The sequence below is a fragment of the Hanamia caeni genome (genome assembly GCF_003721595.1).
Classification (GTDB): Bacteria; Bacteroidota; Bacteroidia; order Chitinophagales; family Chitinophagaceae; genus Ginsengibacter; species Ginsengibacter caeni.
Genome location: NZ_RJJR01000002.1, coordinates 305282 through 323056, shown reverse-complemented (window position 1 = coordinate 323056; position 17775 = coordinate 305282). Strand labels below are relative to the sequence as shown.

The 17775-nt window shown below is 38.9% G+C and carries 18 protein-coding genes; 7 read left to right on the top strand and 11 right to left on the bottom strand.

Features of this window, described 5'->3' with window-relative positions; translation table 11 throughout:
• Positions 1–26 precede the first annotated feature (26 nt).
• The 4 genes from EFY79_RS04575 to EFY79_RS21375 all read left to right on the top strand — a co-directional run bounded on the left by EFY79_RS04575 (position 27) and on the right by EFY79_RS21375 (position 5211).
• The gene (locus EFY79_RS04575) at positions 27–1103 is read left to right on the top strand and encodes a DUF6807 domain-containing protein (RefSeq protein ID WP_123119503.1); all 1077 of its coding nucleotides are present in this window, start codon (positions 27–29) and stop codon (positions 1101–1103) included.
• A gap of 83 nt (positions 1104–1186) precedes the next feature.
• Complete coding sequence (locus EFY79_RS04570; RefSeq protein WP_158605152.1) at positions 1187–4027, top strand: family 16 glycoside hydrolase; 2841 nt, start codon at positions 1187–1189, stop codon at positions 4025–4027.
• A 77-nt stretch (positions 4028–4104) separates the two neighbouring features.
• Positions 4105–4983, top strand: coding sequence for an alpha/beta hydrolase (locus EFY79_RS04565; protein ID WP_123119501.1), 879 nt, complete (start codon positions 4105–4107; stop codon positions 4981–4983).
• Positions 4984–5046: 63 nt separating this feature from the next.
• Entirely contained in the window at positions 5047–5211 is a 165-nt protein-coding gene (locus EFY79_RS21375) for a hypothetical protein (protein WP_158605151.1), read from the top strand.
• Between the two features lie 158 nt (positions 5212–5369).
• Here the strand turns inward: EFY79_RS21375 and menA are convergent, their stop codons facing one another.
• The 5 genes from menA to kbl form a co-directional block, all read right to left on the bottom strand.
• The gene (gene menA / locus EFY79_RS04555; protein ID WP_158605150.1) at positions 5370–6899 is read right to left on the bottom strand and encodes a 1,4-dihydroxy-2-naphthoate octaprenyltransferase; all 1530 of its coding nucleotides are present in this window, start codon (positions 6897–6899) and stop codon (positions 5370–5372) included.
• A gap of 201 nt (positions 6900–7100) precedes the next feature.
• Positions 7101–8480, bottom strand: coding sequence for a LutB/LldF family L-lactate oxidation iron-sulfur protein (locus tag EFY79_RS04550; RefSeq protein ID WP_123119498.1), 1380 nt, complete (start codon positions 8478–8480; stop codon positions 7101–7103).
• A gap of 118 nt (positions 8481–8598) precedes the next feature.
• Positions 8599–8844 carry a DUF5615 family PIN-like protein gene (locus EFY79_RS04545; protein ID WP_123119497.1) on the bottom strand — a complete coding sequence of 82 codons (246 nt, stop codon included), beginning with the start codon at positions 8842–8844 and terminating at the stop codon, positions 8599–8601.
• Positions 8841–9068, bottom strand: coding sequence for a DUF433 domain-containing protein (locus tag EFY79_RS04540; RefSeq protein ID WP_123119496.1), 228 nt, complete (start codon positions 9066–9068; stop codon positions 8841–8843). The genes EFY79_RS04545 and EFY79_RS04540 overlap by 4 nt, the downstream gene beginning before the upstream one ends.
• A gap of 81 nt (positions 9069–9149) precedes the next feature.
• Positions 9150–10337 (bottom strand): glycine C-acetyltransferase, encoded by a 1188-nt coding sequence (gene kbl, locus EFY79_RS04535; protein WP_123119495.1) that lies wholly within the window; start codon positions 10335–10337, stop codon positions 9150–9152.
• Positions 10338–10482: 145 nt separating this feature from the next.
• Between kbl and EFY79_RS04530 the strand changes: the two genes are divergently transcribed.
• The 3 genes from EFY79_RS04530 to EFY79_RS04520 are packed head-to-tail and all read left to right on the top strand — an operon-like array spanning position 10483 to position 12986.
• Positions 10483–10968 carry an RNA polymerase sigma factor gene (locus tag EFY79_RS04530; protein WP_123119494.1) on the top strand — a complete coding sequence of 162 codons (486 nt, stop codon included), beginning with the start codon at positions 10483–10485 and terminating at the stop codon, positions 10966–10968.
• A gap of 1 nt (position 10969) precedes the next feature.
• On the top strand, positions 10970–12088 hold the full coding sequence (locus EFY79_RS04525) for an anti-sigma factor family protein (RefSeq protein WP_123119493.1): 1119 nt from the start codon (positions 10970–10972) through the stop codon (positions 12086–12088).
• Positions 12089–12116: 28 nt separating this feature from the next.
• On the top strand, positions 12117–12986 hold the full coding sequence (locus EFY79_RS04520; RefSeq protein WP_158605149.1) for an outer membrane beta-barrel protein: 870 nt from the start codon (positions 12117–12119) through the stop codon (positions 12984–12986).
• Positions 12987–13104: 118 nt separating this feature from the next.
• On the opposite strand, the gene EFY79_RS04515 is transcribed toward EFY79_RS04520, so the two are convergent.
• From EFY79_RS04515 to EFY79_RS04490, 6 genes are all read right to left on the bottom strand, one after another.
• On the bottom strand, positions 13105–13704 hold the full coding sequence (locus EFY79_RS04515; RefSeq protein WP_199727435.1) for a Uma2 family endonuclease: 600 nt from the start codon (positions 13702–13704) through the stop codon (positions 13105–13107).
• 17 nt (positions 13705–13721) lie between these two features.
• Complete coding sequence (locus EFY79_RS04510) at positions 13722–14915, bottom strand: carbamoyl phosphate synthase preATP-grasp domain-containing protein (RefSeq protein ID WP_123119491.1); 1194 nt, start codon at positions 14913–14915, stop codon at positions 13722–13724.
• A complete protein-coding gene (locus EFY79_RS04505) occupies positions 14905–15324 on the bottom strand; it encodes a DUF3368 domain-containing protein (RefSeq protein WP_158605148.1) in 420 nt (139 codons plus the stop codon). The genes EFY79_RS04510 and EFY79_RS04505 overlap by 11 nt, the downstream gene beginning before the upstream one ends.
• A gap of 67 nt (positions 15325–15391) precedes the next feature.
• Positions 15392–15619 carry a UPF0175 family protein gene (locus EFY79_RS04500; RefSeq protein WP_123119489.1) on the bottom strand — a complete coding sequence of 76 codons (228 nt, stop codon included), beginning with the start codon at positions 15617–15619 and terminating at the stop codon, positions 15392–15394.
• Positions 15620–15636: 17 nt separating this feature from the next.
• Positions 15637–17295: a carbamoyl-phosphate synthase large subunit gene (gene carB, locus EFY79_RS04495; protein WP_123119768.1), complete on the bottom strand. Its 1659-nt coding sequence runs from the start codon at positions 17293–17295 to the stop codon at positions 15637–15639.
• Positions 17296–17481: 186 nt separating this feature from the next.
• A complete protein-coding gene (locus EFY79_RS04490; RefSeq protein ID WP_123119488.1) occupies positions 17482–17766 on the bottom strand; it encodes a hypothetical protein in 285 nt (94 codons plus the stop codon).
• Positions 17767–17775 lie beyond the last annotated feature (9 nt).

Here is a 17775-nt window from a genome sequence, read left to right as displayed (position 1 = left end):
TATCGCCACCATTCATTTTAATGACTATGAATCTCCGAACATTGCCTTCTTTTTTTGCTACGATAGCTTTTTTCTTTTTATCCGCGCTAACGGCAACAAGCCAGGCTATTAAACATCAGAATAAAACAAAGACTGAAGTAGAATTGGTAAATATAAAATCTGCGCAAAAAGTCGATGTGATAATTGGAGGTAAATTTTTTACTTCTTACTGTTATTCGGATTCTTTAATGAAACAAATTCTCTACCCCATACTCACAGATGGAGGGAAGCCGGTAACGCGTGGATGGCCTATCAAACCGCGACCTGGTGAAAGTACAGACCATCCTCATCAGCGGGGTTTATGGCTGAATTATGGCGATGTAAATGGCTATGATTTCTGGGGCAATTCGTACGCGATTGAGCCGGAAATAAGAAAAGTTCAAAAGGGAAGAATTAAGCATATTAAAGTTGAACAACTGTCTTCCGGTGCAGAAGGAATATTGGTCGCGGATGAAAGTTGGCTCAGCCCTTCTGGCAACCAATTATTGGCAGAAAAAACAACCTACCATTTTTCGGCACAAGGCGCAACGCGCATTATTGATCGGATCACAACCCTTACCGCCACAGACAGTGTAGTAACTTTTAAGGATACGAAGGAAGGAATGTTTGGCATCAGGTATAACCGGTTTTTAAAACTACCCACACAAAAATCAGAATCTTTTGTAGATGCTTTAGGAGATACAACCACTATTGCGCCAACTTCCGGGGAAACCACCGGAAATTATCTTAGCAGTGAAGGAATTACCGGTGATAGCGTATGGGGCACACGCGCCAAATGGATAGACCTTTACGGAAATATCAACGGTGAAAAAGTATCGCTGATAATTTGTGATCATCCAAAAAATTTTGATTATCCTACATACTGGCATGCGCGGGGATATGGCTTGTTTGCTGCTAATCCGTTTGGCGCGCATGATTTTACTGATGGCAAATTAACCATCAATTTTACGCTTTATAAAGGCCAGTCAGTCACGTTCAGGTATCGCGTAATTATCAGTTCGGGGGAACATCTTTCCGAGGCCGAAATAAGCAGGCTGGCTAAAGACTTTTATAAAAAATACTGATAAAGTCATGTCATTCTTAATAATAAATTACTATCCGGAGAACCCGGATGATGATTGAAAAGGTAGTATACAAATTGTTTCTAATGAAAAAATATGCTGTAATTTATCTGCTTGCTTTTGTGGTCATTGGTACATTTCAAAAAGCGGATGCTCAAAATACTTTTGATTTTAGCTTTCCCCAAAAATTGGTAACATCGCTTCCGCCAGCTAACTATACCGAGTTATCACAGGTTTACGATGAACATGATTTAGAAAACCGGATTGTTACTTTCCGGGATGAAAGATTATTGACAAGCCGTGGTATCAATACGGTATACGATGATATGCCCTTTTATAAGAACAAAACCGATTGGGAAAAAAGAAAAAATTTTTTGAGAAAGCAAGTCCTGGTTTCCGCCGGTCTGTGGCCAATGCCTCCATCCAACCCTTTACATCCGCGCTACTATCATAAAATCGAACATGAGAAGTATTCAGTAGAAACCGTATCTATTGAAACCTATCCCGGTTATTTTTTGGTTGGGGATATCTATAAGCCAAAAGGAAAGGGACCATTTCCTGCTATTTTAACGCCACACGGCCATTTTGAGTTTGGCCGTTTTAACAACGATAGTATCAACTCCATCCCTGGCCGCTGCATCAATTTTGCACGCCAGGGTTATATCGTTTTCAGTTATGATATGGTGGGTTATGATGAAACAAAGCAGGTATCTCACCTTTTTGCTAATGACAGCATCTCTCGTTTATATGGCATCAATTTATTGGGACTACAATTGAGAAATAGCATCCGGGCATTAGATTTTTTGCTTGGTCTTCCTGGTGTAGACACAAGCCGGATCGGCATTACGGGTGCTTCAGGAGGCGGCACCCAGACTTTTTTGTTAACCGCCGTGGATAGCCGGTTCAAAGCTACTGCACCGGTAAATATGGTAAGCAATAATATGCAGGGCGGCGACCTATGCGAAGGAGCCCCCGGGTTGAGAATCCATACATTTAACGTAGAAATCGGCGCAATGGCTGCGCCTAAGCCATTTCTCATGGTTTCAGATACTTACGACTGGACATACAACACAAGGAATACCATCCTGCCTATGGTAAAGTCCATTTATAAATTGTATGGTGCAGAAGACAAATTATCGAATGCGCATTTTGATTACCGGCATAATTATAATAAAGCCAGCCGTGAGGCAGTTTATGAGTTTTTTGGGAAATGGATTTTACGCGACAGCAACGCAAATCATTTTAGAGAAAAACCTTTTACAGCAGACGATCCAAAAAACTTGCTTGCGTTTATGAATTATCTGGATCCTGACAGAACAAAAACATTTAAAGATTTACCCTCTTCAGCATATCATGATGTGCCCAACAACCTATATGAGGATGGTTTAAAAGCATTGCTGAAAGATATTTTTTCAAAGCAGTTGGAAGATTATTGGCCAAAAGATCGTAAGAGCCTTACCGCATTTCACTCAATATACGGAACGGCTTTCCGCCATTTAACAGGCTTTACCGAACCCGAAGCCACAGAGTTTAAAATTGTGGGAAGCACAAAAGGAAAAAATTTTATTGCCACCCGTTTTTTAATTTCAATAAAAGATAAAAATAACTGGATTCCCTGCATTCTTTACAGCCCATTGTCCAAATCAAAATCAACCGTGATTGTAACTACAGATGAAGGGAAAAATTATTGGGTTGAAAAAAACAGTTCTATCCCCAAAAATTTCATACAAAAGCTTTTGGCTATGGATTGTAGCGTATTGGCGCCGGACCTGTTTAAACAGGGAGAGCATATTTTACAACCGGGAACAAAAACACATAGAGATGAAAATGAAAAATACTTTACTGTTTATAACCTCACCGACAGGCAGGAACAAATCCAGGATTTGATCACTATCCTTCATTTTATAAAAAATTCCAAAGCGCTTTCTCAAAACATCAATGTATACTCCACCGGCAACTCCGGACTCACTGCTTTATTATTAGCGACAGTAACCAATGAGGTAAACAAATTCATTCTTGATGGTAACCACATTAATCCCTTATCAGACCAGCAAATGCTGTCATTGGAAATTCCGGGAATTATGAGGGTAGGAGGCTTAAAAACTGCGCTCGGCCTGTGCGCCAACAAAAAATTGATTTTGTACAATGCCGATCCGTCACTGGTGTCTTCGGGAGCCATTGAATTGAGTTCATTAGAAAATAACAACAGAAACTTTTCCATCATTACCGGAAGCCCCGATGAAAATAAGGTTATAGATTTATTAAAGGCAGGTTCCGATTTCGCTGTGGCTCAAAAAGAAAATAAAAATGGTTGGGAGATTTTATTTGATGGAAAAAATACGGATAAATGGCGGTCAAAAAATAGCGATACTTTTCCTTCGGATGGGTGGCTGATACAAGATGGAGCGTTATTCTTAAACAAAAAAGGAGCGGGCGATATTATCACCCGTGAAAAGTTCAGCGACTTCGAGCTTCAGCTTGATTTTAATCTGACCTACGGTTCCAACAGCGGTGTAAAATATTTTGTGGGTGAATTAAAAAATTCCAAAACCGGTGATGAAACCATTAACGGACCTGAATACCAGATTATAGATGATTACAATCATCCCGAGGTAAAAAACCATAAGCATGATATAGCGGCAACGGCTTCATGCTATTTATTGTATAAACCTGAAAACGTTCATCTTCGTCCTGCCGGCCAATGGAATCACATCAGGATTGTTGCTAAAGGAACTCATGTTGAGCATTGGCTAAACGGAGTGAAGGTATTGAGCTACGAAAGAGGCAGCCCTGATTTTCTTAAAAGAAAATCGCTGACAAAATTTAAAGATTATGACAACTATGGCGAGTTAAAAAGCGGGCATATTTTGCTGACTGATCATAGTGATAAAGTCTATTTTAGAAACATTAAAATAAAACGTTTATAAGATTAATTTTGAGAAATGATCATCATAAAATGATGAAGCGTGCATATTAAAATCTCTTATTTTCAATTAAAATATTTATGAAAAAAATTACTGTAATAGCTTTTTTTCTTTTTTCAGCCACCGGCATATTGGCGCAACAAAAAGTAATTCAATTGTATAACGGAGCGGCGCCTGGCTCTGAAAGGTGGACGTATAATGAGCAGGTATATAAGCCCGGTACTCAAGAGGCATTGGTTTATAACGTGTCACATCCTACGCTTACGGTTTACCCCGCTGATCCGGCAAAGGCTACAGGCACTGCAGTAATTGTTTGCCCAGGTGGCGGCTTTTATATTTTAGCAATTAATCATGAAGGCGTAGATGTAGCCCGTTGGCTTAATGAAAAAGGAATTACTGCTTTTGTTTTAAAATACAGGCTTGGACAAAGCATGACAGATAATCCCGGGCAGGAACTGGGTGAAAATATGAAAAAGGCGGATTTTGGTAAAAAGATTTCTCCGATCATCTCGCTAAGTGTCGCAGATGGAAAGGCCGCTATTGAATATGTTCGGAAGCATGCTTCGGAATATAAAATCGATTCGCAAAAAATTGGCATCATGGGATTTTCAGCAGGAGGAACGGTGGCCGCTTCTGCAGCTTTTAATTTTACTCCTGAGAATCGTCCTGACTTTGTGGCTCCGGTTTATGCGTTTATGCCTCCCTCAATGCAGGGAACAGTGGCAGATGATGCACCTCCGTTATTTATTGCGGCAGCCACTGATGATGGACTCAATCTGACTTCTCACAGTGTAGCCTTGTATTCAAAATGGCTTGAAGCAAAAAAGCCGGCAGAAATACATATTTATGAAAAAGGAGGCCATGGATTTGGAATGAAAAAGCAGGGAATAGCTACTGATACCTGGATAGACAGATTTGGCGACTGGCTTGCACTTCATGGATTTATAAAAGAGCATTGACAGAAAAAGTCATTGAATAATTATGCTTATTAAATTCTTTTAATCACCCGGGCCGGCAAAAAAATGATAGCTTTTAGCAAACTCAAGACGCCGTCAACAGCAATTCCAATGAGCCTGAACGGCAACAGAAGCAACCACATAACCGGGAATAATATCAACGCTAAAAGGGCCAGCGGCCAGCACAAAATTAAGAGCAATATCCACAAGAGGAATGTAAGCATTGACTAAAGTTATTTATTGTTCCATTCAGAATAAAAATAAATACATAAATGGCCATTATTGACTTTGAGCGAATGCAGTAACGCAAGTATTTCAAAAAAATATTTGATGGTGAAATAAAAATCTTAACCGTTTGTCCGTTTACTGGAATTTTGTTTGAATCGCGACTATTTTTTTCCTATCGCCATCCTAAAATTCGTCATCGTTTTTCTTTGGCGCTCTATATAATGCCAAACCCAAAAAACCAGTAACAGCGAAGCAACCATATAAAGAGATGGAAAAACAAACCCCAGGCCGGTTAACAGAAAAGCGAATACCAGTAGCAGGCCGGTAAATAAATGAGTAATAGCCGTATGTGCATTGCTGGGAACCAGGTCTGCAGAATTTTTATCATAATTTCTCTGCGCGTAACGAATGGCCTGTACAGCAAAAGGAACAGAAAGAAAAGCTACATAAAAAGTATACGGCGCATAACCCAGCAGCGGCAATATGGCGATAATGGCGTAGGCCACAATGAAGCAGCCGATTAAAATATTTTTTGCTTTCCTTTTTCCCAGGCGCACTACGAGCGTGTTCTTATCGGATTTCATATCTGAAGCTGCATCCTGAAACTGGTTAATTAACAACACATTTGAAATGAAAATGGCCACCGGCAATGAAATCAAGAAAGCCTGCAAAGAATAAAAACCCGTTTGTACATAAAAAGCGCCCATTGTCATCATTACGCCAAAAGTGGTTGCAATCAGAAATTCGGCAATACCCGGCGCTAAGTTGATAAACGAAAATTTACCTTTTTCACCCGTATAAAATAAGCCTGCAAACAACCCGTAGAATATCAGTGGAACCAACCCCCATCCGGTAACAGCCACCAGGTAGGCCCCGATTAAAAAAGATACAATACACAAAACGAATCCAAAAAATCCCATATCAGAGCGGGATACAAGGCCAAGTTGAATCATTCGCGAACCACCCGTGAACGGGCGGATGCCTTCTACATTTTCATTATCTCTTTCTGCATCCTTCCAATCGTTTATCATGTTAGTGCCCGCCTGAATCATAACGCCACCAATAAGCGTTAGCAAAAACAAAATGATATTAAATGTGTGAATGGTGTAAAAGGCAATGGCGCCGCCAAGCAAAAGAGGGATTAATGAAGCAGTTAGAGATAAAGGCCTTACCGCCTCTTTCCATGCCCGCGCCTTGGCTTTAAGATCGTCCCATGTACTAAAAGATTCCCTGTTTTCAGGAAACTCAAATATCGTTGGTTTTTCTCCCTGTAAAATTTCAGGAACAAAGCGGTATTTAACCACGAACGGTTTTATACGGATAAATTCCAAACGGTCGGTGGCATTAATTTTTGCAAAATTAGCTACGATAGGCGAACGCACTGTCATGAGCCTGAGGGCCTTTTCGCGATCTTGTTTATCCCTGATGATTTCTGCCCGGCCGATGATTTCGCATTCTTCCATTTCCAAAAAAGTTTTTCCCTGGTGAATCAACAAAGCTGTCTCGGGAATATTGCTCCATTGAATCACCTTAGGGTCGCCTTTCATGCTGCTGACATAAATATTGAAATCATCATCCGCACCAAAATGCATCATTCTTTGTCGAGGAGTACCCATATTTGAAGTGCCTACTGCGGCCACTTCTGCGCGCGATAAATAATCCAGGACTTCTTGTTTGGTTCGTTGTGCCATAGGTTGAAAAATTTTTGTATTTACAAAACCAGCGCAATCAGAATGCCTGATTTTTGCAAAATTACCCATTTCATCGACCACAAGCTTCCTTTATCAGGAAATTTAAGATAATGAGTTAGCAATTCTTGCAGTAAAAGAATAAATAAGCTGTTTTTTATTTTGCTCATTGGCAAAATAAACAACGAAAGGCAAACAGCCACATTATTTGAATTCTCTTTGTTCTTTCCACAGTTGGTTAAAAGTCTTGTCACTGAATTTTAAGGGAGCGTGGTGTTTTTCCCAATCTTTAAATAAAGAGTTCACCAATTTTGATTTCATAGAATGGCCGCCCTTATTCATCAGGCTTCTTTTCAAAGAAATGGTTTTCCAGATTTTCCAGGCCATCTTTTCAGAGAAGGAAGTGAGGCCCGATTCTACACTTTGTCTGCGGTTATCTAATAATAAACCGTGAATATTAATTTTAACAGGGCAAGCTTCGGTGCATGCGCCGCAAATAGAAGATGCAAAACTTAAATGCTTATACTCTTCCATGCCCTGCAAATGAGGAGTGATGACACTTCCAATAGGTCCGGTATAAGTAGTTCCATAAGCGTGGCCGCCGATATTTTTATAAACTGGGCAGGCATTTAAACAAGCGCCACACCTGATGCAATAAAGGCTTTCTCTTTGCATAATATCGGCCAAAATATTAGTGCGGTTATTATCTAAAAAAATCACATACATTTCCTCCGGTCCATCCATCTCGCCAGTTTGTTTCGGGCCACAAATAATGCTATTGTAAACCGATACTTTCTGGCCTGAACCGTAGGTAGACAGCAGTGGCCAAAGCAAAGACAAATCCGTAATGGAAGGAATCATTTTTTCAATTCCTGCAATTACGATATGAGTTTGTGGGAAAGATGAACTTAACCTCGCATTTCCTTCATTTTCGGTGAGCGCAATGCCTCCGATATCCGCAATGATAAAATTAGCACCTGTAATTCCTATTTCTGCCTGTACAAATTTTTCTCTCAAATTTTTACGAGCTACCTGTGTCATTTCGGCAATAGAAAGTTTGGAAGGTGCCCCGAGTTTTTCTTCGAAAATCCTGGCCACATCTTCTTTGCTTTTGTGAAGGGCGGGTGTAAGAATATGATAAGGAGGTTCTCCATCCAACTGCTGAATGTATTCGCCCAAATCCGTTTCCACACTTTCGATTCCGTTCTTTTCCAAAAAAGCATTTAGATGAATCTCTTCGGTGACCATGCTTTTGCTCTTCACAATCGTCTTGCAATTTTTTTCTTTACAAATAGCAAGAATTTCGTCTAAGGCTTCCTGTGAATTTTGCGCCCAAATCACTTTGCCACCGCGTTTGGAAAATTGCATTTCAAACTCTTCCAATTGCTGGTCCAGCGTTTCAAGAGCGCGCCATTTAATATTTTTTGCCCTTTCCTTTGCAAGATTGAGATCTGCAAACTGTAATTCGCCGTTGGGTACTGCTTTGTTGTATTTGCCAATATTGAAATTTATTTTTTGCCGGTGCTCAATATCCGCGGATTTAATGGTGGCTTTTGCTTTGAAAATGGCTTCGTTTTCTGTCATGCTATCGCGTTCTTAATTTCCCATTTTGATAAACAGAAAAGTTGTTTTTTAATTTATTTAAATATTCGGGAATTATGTTTTGAATAGCCGCTAATTTTTCTTCACTCTTTGCGTCTTCTCATCTTAACAAGAGAATCCCTTTATGTGTATTTTTTTCTCTAAAAACCAATTCGCCAAAATCTTTATCCATGGTTATAATAATCGCATCTTTCATATTAGCGAGTTGAATAATATCCGAATCCTTCATTTCAGGGTTTATGGAACCAATAGCAACAACAGTAAATTCTTGCGATTTAAGCCACTCTTCAACACTGCGTCCAACTCCTACGTCTATAATGAATTTGAACGTGGAGTTTGCGTTCATGCCGGGATTTCTTCATTTGAAATTTTGGATGCGGCAAACAGTAAACAAGCTCTGATGTCATCCTCTTCCAACAATGGATATTCATTTAGTATGTCCCGGTGCGAAATCCCCCGGGACAACATTTTTAAAATTTGTTCTACAGAAATCCGCATACCTCTAATAACTGGCTTGCCTGTTAATATTGACGGATTGGTGGTGATTCGATTTAATAATGTAGTATCCATAAAACATTTTTTAATACTTTAAATTCTTAACGACTTAAATCTCTATGCTTTTATTTTAGTCTGTACCCAAATTTAATCATTCTACTTCAGCACGCCCAATTCCCTGCCCACTTTTGTAAAGGCTTCAATCGCTTTATCCAGGTGCTTTTGCTCATGTGCAGCGCTTAATTGAACGCGAATTCTCGCCTGACCTTTAGGAACTACCGGAAAGAAAAATCCAATTACATAAATCCCTTCATTCAGCAGTTTTGCTGCAAAATTTTGCGACAGCACTGCATCGTAGAGCATAATCGGTACAATCGGATGTTCGCCGGGTTTGATATCAAATCCGGCTTCGGTCATTTTTTTCCTGAAATATTTTGTGTTGCCTTCTAATTTATCGCGCAAATCAGTGGTTTCATTTAATAAATCAAAAACTGCGATGGAAGCGCCTACAATATTTGGCGCCAATGTATTACTAAACAAATAAGGCCGGCTGCGCTGGCGAAGCATTTCTATCGTTTCCTTTTTGCCGGAAGTGAATCCGCCATTAGCGCCTCCGAGGGCCTTTCCCAAAGTTGAGGTAATAATATCAACCCTTCCTTTTACACCACGATATTCAGGTGTGCCTCTTCCGGTTTTGCCAATAAACCCGGTAGAATGTGAATCATCAACCAAAACAATCGCGTCATATTTATCAGCTAAATCACAAATTTTATCCAACTGCGCAATCGTTCCGTCCATGCTGAAAGTGCCGTCTGTAACGATTATCCTGCTTCTTGCTTCCTCAGCTTCTTTAAGCTTGCTTTCTAAATCGGCCATGTCATTATGCTCAAAACGAAAGCGTTTTGACTTGCACAAGCGAACGCCGTCAATAATGCTTGCATGATTCAACGCATCCGAAATAATTGCATCTTCTTCACCAAACAAGGGCTCAAAAACGCCGCCGTTCGCATCGAAACAAGCGGCGTATAAAATCGTGTCTTCTGTTCCCAAAAATTCAGATATTTTTTTCTCAAGCTCTTTATGAATGTCCTGCGTTCCGCAAATAAAACGCACACTACTTAAACCATAGCCATGCTTGTCTGAGGTGGCTTTGGAAGCTTCAATTACTTTTGGATGAGCCGCCAGTCCAAGATAATTATTGGAACAAAAATTCAATACCATTTTGCCGCCTACTTCTATTTCGGCGCCTTGCGCGCTGGTGATAATTCTTTCATTTTTAAAAAGCCCGCTCTTTTTTATTTCTTCTAACTCGGCTTTTAACCTCTCAGAAAAATTTGTATTCATACCCGGTGTTTTTTGAGAATACAAACCTACAATGAAAGCTTTAGAATCCGTTTGGTCAAAAAACTTTTAAAGAAATGTAACTTTATTTTTATTTGCGCGTATAATAGAAAACAACGGCTGGTGAAATTTAAAAATTGCCTGATTTATGACCGAGAAAGAATTTAATGATTGTGTAAACCTTTATGCGGATAATGTTTACCGGTTTATTTTGAAAAACCTGAAGCATGAAGAAGATGCACGCGATGTGGTGCAGGCGTCGTTTGAGAAATTGTGGATTAACAGGGAAAAAGTGGATAATGACCGAAGTAAATCGTATTTATTCACCGTGGCGTACCACCAAATGATTGACCTTATAAGAAAAAATAAAAGAGTAAAGCTGGAGGAAGACTTTTCCTCTTCTTTGCAAACAACAAGAGAGCCACAAAGCGAAATAAAAAAATTACTGAATGAGGCTTTATACCGGTTGAGCGAAACACAAAGAAGCCTTGTTTTGTTAAAGGACTATGAGGGATATTCCTACGACGAAATTGCAGAAATAACCTCACTAAGCATCAGCCAGGTTAAAGTGTACTTGCACAGAGCAAGGATACAACTGAAAAATTATTTGGTAAAACCTGAAAATGTAATTTGAAATGAATATCAACAAAAATAATTACGAAGAATATTTTTTATTGTACGCCGACAATGAATTGTCCAACGCAGAAAGAAAAATGGTCGAGATTTTCGTAAAAGAAAACCCGGAGTTCAGGGAAGAATTTTGCATGCTCAAACTCACCATAAATATTCCTGACGATGAGATAAGGCTTGCGGATAAATCTTTTTTATTTAAAAATGAAAATTCCTTTATCAGTAAAAATAATTACGAAGAAGCCTTTATTGATTATCACGATAAGGAACTTTCAGAAAAAGAAAAACTGGAAACTGAAAGTTTTTTAGCACAGCATCCGGAATTAAAAAGTGAATTTGAATTAATTAGCAAAGCAAAATTATCGCCTGATACTTCTATCGTTTATCCGGCAAAACAAGAATTATATCGGAAAGAAAAATTCGGAAAGGTGGTTACGATGGGGTGGTGGAGATATGCCGCAGCAGCCGCTTTGATTGGATTTGGCATTTGGATAGCAGCTCCTTATTTTAATAGTTCGGCAAGCGACCACCCTGTAGTGGCCGGAATTAATAAAACAAACAACCCCAAACCTGCAACAGAAGTTATATTGCCGAAAGATGCTGAACCTATAACTCATCAGGTAGCTGCTACATCTGTAAATGAAAAGGTCGCCGATAAAGCAACAAACGAGTCTCATTTACAAAGGATAGTTATGCATGCGAATCCGAAAGATAAGCCTGCAAAAAATGAAATTGCGAAAAATACAGTGAATATCACTACTCCTTCTTTGACAAAAAATATACAGGAATTAAAGAAGGAACCGGTGGAAGTGATAGCCCTTAAAGCATCAGATGAAAAAAATGATCAGGGAAAGGATGGTTTTGAAAAAGCAATTGCTATGCAAGCCAAATCTCCGGTTGAAAAAACAGAACCCGAAGTGAAGCATAATTATGCACAAACTGTGGCTTATAATGAAACCTCTTCCAATAATAATTATGTTTTTTATGATATTCCTGCGGAGGAATTTAAAAAATCCAAAGTGGGCGGTTTTCTTAAAAAGGTGAAACGAATCGTTGAAAGAACGAATCCAATCACGCGCCTGCTGGAAGGCAATGACGAGCCTGTTGTTGCTAACAAGTTTTAAAAAAATTAATCACACATATAAGTTAAAAATGAAAAAGTCAATTTTAATACTAACAATAGTATGCACAGCGCTGAGCAGTTTTGCGCAAACAGATTCAACGCAACAGAATGATAAGAATGATACGGTTCGTATCGGCGGCATGATTATTCTAAAAAAAGGAAATCCTGATGAGAAAAATCGTGTAACCGTCACCGTTGGAAACCATAAGCGCCCTGACCATTCAAATATCAGTACTTCATCGTTTGTATTTGACATCGGCTTCGCAAACTGGACAGATAAAACCAATTATGCAAACGCAATCGCCAGTAATGACCTTGTGGGTACACCTGAATTAGGCGCCAATGATTTTAAGTTAAGAACCGGAAAATCAGTAAATATCAACTTATGGTTCTTTATGCAAAGGATGAACCTGATTAAACATGTGGTAAATCTGAAATATGGTCTCGGACTTGAATTAAATAATTACCGCTTTAAAAACAATATCAGTTTTAACGAAGGAGGAATGAATCCTTATCATCCGGCTCAGAATATCCCTCACGCTTTTGTATTCCGTGATTCAATTGATTTTTCCAAAAATAAGCTGGCAGCGGATTATATAACCGTCCCATTGATGTTGAATTTCAGAACCAATCCAAATTACAACAACAAAGGGCTCAGCATAAGCGCCGGTGTGAGCATGGGTTATTTATACAGCAGCCGTAATAAGCAAAAAAGCAGCGAGCGTGGCAAAGAAAAAAATCGGGGAGATTATGATTTAGATAAATGGAAATTCTCTTATGTAGGCGAACTTGGACTTGGGCCCGTCCATCTATATGGTTCCTACAGCCCCAAATCAATTTTCAAAAATGATTTGAATTTTACTCCTTATAATATTGGATTACGTTTTAGTAATTGGTAAGAATTTCTCATGCGTTAGTTTAATCAAAAGCTGCCCATTTTCGTGGGCAGTTTTTTTATGAGATAAAATAAGAATTCGAAATATTTGTTGGCTTACTCTAAAAATGATTTTTAAAAAATCACCTATTTAAGATTGAAAGGTTCAGCTCAAATCCTGGCAAAATATCTTCGCCGGAAACGATATTTTCAAAGCCGGTTATTTTATCAACTGTTCCATCTTTTCTATAAATAAAAGCTATTTTGTCTTCCGGATTGATAAGCCATGCAAGAGAGCATCCGTTTTCAATCCATTTATTCATTTTATTTTTAAGATATTTTAGATTGTCTGATGGGCTTTTCAACTCAATTACAAAATCCGGACAAACATGGGCAAATTTTTTTTTGTCTTCGGCAGAAACTCTTTCCCATTTTTCTTTGTGCATCCATGAAGCGTCAGGAGAGAAAACAGAATCATCAGGTAACGTAAATCCCGCGGACGAATCAAAAGTAATTCCTGACTTTTCTTTTTGATTCCACAATTCTAACTGTGCAGCAAGCCTGATATTAAAGCTTGCTGTTAAGGCTCCGGCTGGTGGCATAAGAATTATTTGACGATTGTTATCTCTTTCAATTCGGGATTGAGTATTATTTAAACAAAACTCAAAAAATTCATCGTCGCTTAAGCCATCATAATTCAATCCATGCAGTGGTAGAATAATATCTGGGAATACTGTTTGCATAAACCAAATTTACTGAATTATTTGCTCAAATGCATGCTTCTTTCGCGATACAACTGCCTGAAATAAGGATCACGCAAATCTTTAATAAAACGAATAGCTTCGCCGGTGCTCTTCATTTCCGGACCTAATTCTTTGTTGACTCCCGGAAATTTATTGAATGAAAATACAGGTTCCTTTATAGCAAAACCTTTAAGCTTTTTTTCGAAAGTGAAATCTTTCAGTTTTGCTTCGCCCAGCATCACCTTGGTAGCAACATTCAGGTAAGGAATCTGGTAAGCTTTTGCAATAAAAGGCGTTGTACGTGAGGCCCTGGGATTAGCTTCAATCACGTATACTTCGCCATTCTTTATAGCGAATTGTATATTTATCAGACCTTTGATTTGTAACGCACGGGCAATTTTTTCTGCATATTCTTCCATAGTTTGAACAATCAATGGCGACAAATTAAACTGTGGTAAAACAGCGTTGCTGTCGCCGCTATGAATTCCGGCAGGTTCGATATGCTCCATCACGCCCATCACATGAAAAGTATTTCCATCGAATATCGCATCAATCTCCGCTTCCTGGCAACGGTCGAGGAACTGGTCAATCAAAATTTTATTCCCTGGCAGATGTTTCAATAAACTCAATACTCCATTTTCTAATTCTTCATCATTTAAAACAATACGCATCCTTTGCCCTCCCAAAACATAACTCGGGCGAACGAGCACAGGATAGCCGACATGATGAGCAATTTCAATCGCTTCATCTGCATCGTGGGCCGTTCCATACCTGGGATAAGGAATTCCTAACTCTTTCAGCATATCGCTAAACCGGCCTCGATCTTCAGCGATATCCATATTATCATAAGAAGTGCCGATAATTCGTATACCTTTTTCATGCAGTTTTTTGGCAAGCTTTAAGGCTGTTTGGCCACCAAGCTGCACAATAACGCCATAGGGTTTCTCCAATTCAATTATTTCCCAGATGTGTTCCCAAAAAACAGGCTCAAAATAAAGTTTGTCGGCAATGTCAAAATCGGTGGATACCGTTTCGGGATTGCAATTAATCATGATGGCTTCCATGCCGCATTCTTTGATGGCCATCAAGCCATGCACACAGCAATAATCAAATTCAATTCCCTGGCCGATACGATTTGGGCCACTGCCTAACACAATAATTTTTTTCTTTTTAGAAGGTACGGATTCGTTGTAAGTGATGTTATTGTTCATTTGCTTGTTGTAATACCAGTTGTAAAAGTGAAGGTTTAATTCTAAAATTTATTTCGTTCTGTAAAATAAAAATCAAGGGTTTGATTTCTGATAAGTATTTTCTTTGTTTTCCCAATAACAGTATGCCTAAAGTGCCTTTTATTGAAAGATTGTATTGCAAGGCTATTTCTCTTCCTAAAGATTCATCAATCAAAAGAAATTCAGGCTTTTCTTCTATTGATAAAGCAATTGCTTCAGATTCTCCAATGTCTAATTGTTTTCCTAACTTTTTAACTATAGCTGTATTTACGGGATTTTTAATTTTGAAGAAAGGATTTTGGTGAAGAAAATAATTATCAATAATATCAGATTGCAACAATTCTTTGTAAACTGAATGTGGGATTAGGACTTGTGCGAATAATTTTTCCAATAAATTTGTTTGCTTTAAATGAATGAGGCAAACAACAGGAGAAGTATCACTGACTACAACCATCGGTTTATAAGATTAACTCACCTGATTTGTTAACATAAGTTTCATCAGTGATTAAATCAATTCCGCGATTTGATAATTCCTGCCAAAATTTTAGAAAAGGCATACCCGCCAGGCCTGCGGCCTTTCTTGAACTAACCTTTCTTTTTTGAAAAAGCAAAATAGCAAGTTCAAGTTTGATTTCGGGCTCAGAAAGACCAAATGCTTTTACAAAATCATCTTCCAGTAGTAACATCGTAGTTTTATCTTAATTTATTCAAAGGTACTATAAAAGTAAGGTGTCTTCGCTTCAAATTCGGCACTGCAGGTGTCCACCATTTTGTAAACCCTTGTAATTCCCAGGGCCTTCCTTTTTTCATATACGTCATCTTCCGTACTTCCATCTTTCATGATTTTGGCGATTTGTTCATCCCCAAAACCAAGGTGCTTGGCTTCTTTTAATAGTTCCGGGGAAATATTTTCCAGCGTGGATTGTGCAATGGCTTTTTCACAATTCACTATTTTTTGAATCTGGTAGATAAACCAGCGATCGATGCCGGTAGATTCGCAAATTCTTTTTACACTTACGCCAATCATCAAGGCATCTTTGATGCGGAATATCCTGTCCCACTTCGGAACTTTTAAATACTCGACAATATCTTCAGCATGCATCAAACTTTTGCCATAATAACCCAATCCCACTGCATTATTTTCAAGGCTTTGACAAGCTTTTTGAATGGCTTCGGCAAAACTTCTCCCAATTGCCATTACTTCGCCAACTGATTTCATTTGAAAACCAAGGGTATCATCGGCGCCTTTGAATTTGTCGAAATTCCAGCGTGGAATTTTCACAATTACATAATCTAAAGCAGGTTCAAAATAAGCAGAGGTCGTTTGGGTAATTTGATTTTTCAATTCATCCAAAGTAAATCCTACTGCCAGTTTTGCGGCAATTTTTGCGATAGGATAACCGGTAGCCTTGCTCGCCAGCGCAGAAGAACGGCTTACACGCGGATTGATTTCAATAGCAATCAATTCTTCGGTATGTGGATTCAGCGCAAATTGTACATTACATCCTCCTGCAAAATTTCCCAGGTTTCTCATCATGGAAATAGCAGTATTTCTCATTTTTTGATAAGCCGTATCACTCAATGTCATTGCCGGAGCGACGGTAATGGAATCGCCGGTATGAACACCCATAGGATCAAAGTTTTCTACCGTACAAATGATAACCACATTATCATTGTCATCGCGCAAAAGTTCTAGTTCAAATTCTTTCCAACCCATCATGCCTTTTTCTACCAGCACTTCATGCACAGGGGAAGTGGTCAAAGCCCGGTTAAGCGCCTCATCCAAACGTGATTTTTCAAACACAATGCTTCCACCGGTTCCACCCAGCGTATAAGATGGACGCAAAACCAGTGGGAACCCGATTTGCTGTGCAATCTCTTTCCCTTCCAAAAACGAATTGGCAATTTTGGCGGGCGCCACGGGGATATTCATTTCCACCATCCATTCGCGGAATTTTTCCCGATCTTCAGCTTTATCAATTGCTTTTATGTCCACTCCGATTAAGCGGACGTTATTTTTTTCCCAGATTCCCATTTCGTCAGCCTCTTTTGCCAAATTGAGCGCCGTTTGTCCGCCCATAGTGGCAAGCACGGCATCTACCTTATATTCCGTGTCTTTATTTTCATCAATTATTTGCTCAATGCTTTCAGGAGTTAAAGGAAGCAGGTAAACTTTATCCGCCATCATAGGGTCAGTCATGATAGTGGCGGGGTTGCTGTTAATCAGCAGCACTTTTACGCCTTCTTCTCTTAAACTTCTGGCTGCTTGTGTTCCTGAATAATCAAATTCGCAGGCCTGGCCTATAACGATTGGGCCCGAGCCTATAATTAAAACCGTTTTAATTGATTGATCTAATGGCATGGAATTATAATGTGTGGGCGCCAAAATTAAAGCAAACAAATTAAATGCACAGGAGAATCCCTAAAATTAAAAGAGAATTAAGCTTTTCTAGCTTTCTAAATAAAATACAAAACCGTTATATTTATTGGTTTACTGAGCCTGGTGTGGTATTGTGAAGAGCATCTATTCTAAAAATTCCCCGAATGATTATAAAAGATAATGCCTGTCTGTACCATAAAGTTTTTTGAACATTTTTTTGAGTATATAAATTTTATCAATCCACTCATCCTCGCCTTTTTCCTTAAAGCTATCCATGTAATGTTCCACTTTTTCCACAGTTTCTTCCGCATTGTCCAGCAGTTCGTGGGTTCTATCAATAAGATACTCATAAAATTCATTTCTCTTTTCTTTCGGCATGCTCAAAAATTTTATCAATGCAAAGCCCCCTGCGGCTCCCAGTATTATCGCGGCTATCTTGTTTGATTTTGCCATTTCATTAAA